This window comes from Acidimicrobiales bacterium, assembly GCA_036491125.1.
In the GTDB taxonomy this organism is placed as follows: domain Bacteria; phylum Actinomycetota; class Acidimicrobiia; order Acidimicrobiales; family AC-9; genus AC-9.
In genome coordinates this window covers 1-1,794 of the sequence record DASXCO010000229.1, presented here as the reverse complement: position 1 = coordinate 1,794, position 1,794 = coordinate 1, and the positions used below count along the sequence as shown (strand labels likewise).

The 1,794-nt window shown below is 71.9% G+C and carries 1 protein-coding gene; it reads right to left on the bottom strand.

Annotated features, from left to right (window positions below; translation table 11 throughout):
- On the bottom strand, positions 1–1,697 hold a 1,697-nt coding region (locus VGF64_17725; protein HEY1636599.1), incomplete at its 3' end, for a glycosyltransferase.
- Positions 1,698–1,794 lie beyond the last annotated feature (97 nt).

Here is a 1,794-nt window from a genome sequence, read left to right as displayed (position 1 = left end):
CGCAACTGCGTGAGATCGCCCGTGCGAGCGTCGATCACGTAGACCGCCCCACCCCGGAGACGGGGAAGGGACGGGCGCATCGTCACTCCGGTGGGCCGGACCACGTGCTCCTTGATGAGGCGGGCCGACACCAGATCGAACCCGTCCACGCTGCGCACGGGCACAAAATACTGAACGCGCTCGCCGGTGGCGGCACGGATCGCCTGGCTGGCCTTGACGACGTCGCTACTGGCCCGCTCCCACTGGATCCCGCTGTGCTGGCCCCAGCCGCCGTTGGCCACATCGACGCCGGCTCCGCTCAGCGCTTTGACATCACGCGGATTGGCGACGGCAACCGCTCCGTCGACCACGGCGGTGACATGGTCCTGAGCCAGCATCGCCGGCAGCGCGGGATCGTCGAGGACATTCTCCCCCAGTCGGACCGCCACGTACGACGTGCCTCCGCCGTTGCGGATGTGGGTGACGCCAATTCCCAGGTCCGTGGCCGCGCTCACTCCCTCGGTGAAGCCGGCGTACATGATCGCTACCGCCACACTGAGCACCGCCGCCGCGATCCCCGCCCGCGTGGCCCCTCTGGCCAGCAGCGAAGCGTCGGGGCGGGCCCCGCCGGCGACGACGGGCTCCCGCGGCCCGACCAGGCGAAGCGCCTCGGTCGCCGAGTCGGAGACGAACATGGCCCGCCCCGCCTCCACCTGGGCTCGGCCGAACGGACCGGTGGCCCGATCGAGCGTCGGCGCCAGCTCCGCTACGGAGTGCGCCAGGGCAGCCACCCCGGCGCGGTCCATCTCCAGGGCATTCTGCCTGCCGTGGCCGGCGATGGGTCGGAAGCTCACCACCGGCAGCCCGGCGGCGAACGCCTCCATGCAAGTCAGACCGCCGGCGTTCTCCACGAGGGCGTCGGCGGCAGCCATCAGCCCCGGCATGTCGTCGGTCCATCCGAGCACGTGGCCCACGCCCTTGGTCGCCAGGCGCCGACGCAGCCGCTCGTTGCGACCGCACACGACCAACGGTGTGTACCGACCTGTGGCCACCACGTCATCGAAGGTGGCCTCCAGGTCTCCAACGCCCCATGATCCCGCCATCAGGAGCACGATGCCCTCGTCCTCGGTCACCCCCAGGGCTCGACGGACCTCGGCCCGCCGGCCGGCGTTCTCGCCGAAACGGGGAGGCACGGCAGGCCCGGGAGCCACGGCGGGACCCTTCGCCTGATGCGCCGCAGCCTCCGCGGCCTGGGCATGGACGCACAGGTGCAGGTCGATGCCGGGATGGGTCCATAGCGGATGGACGGCGAAGTCGGTCACGAACGTCGCCACCGGGACCCGTAGCTTGCCTCGCTGCCGGTCGCGACCGAGAGCCAGGGACGCCAGCGGGTAGGTGGAGATCACCAGGTCGGCGCGCTCGCGTTGGATCCACCGGCGCAGCCGGTGACCGGTGAGCACGCCGATGAGGGCGATGAGCGGGAGGCACAGCACCGGGACCCACGCCCACAGCCGGTAGCTGGCCTCGTACGACCAGGGCGCCGTGCGCAGCTGCCACCCGTAGATCACTCGGAGCACAGGTCCGACCCGCAGGGGCATGGCATCCAGGAAGTCGACGACGACCGGCTCGTGGCCGTGCCGGTCCAGCCGACGCGCCAGCTCCCGGGCGGCGCCGTCATGGCCCGCACCCATGCTCGCAGAGACAACAAGGAGTCTCATCCGCTGGCAGTCCTCGGGCGTCAGCCGGCTAGGGGCCGGCGGAGCCCCGCCCCGCTTGCCCGAAACCCAGGGCCGGCCTGAGCACCTCGCCCCGCGC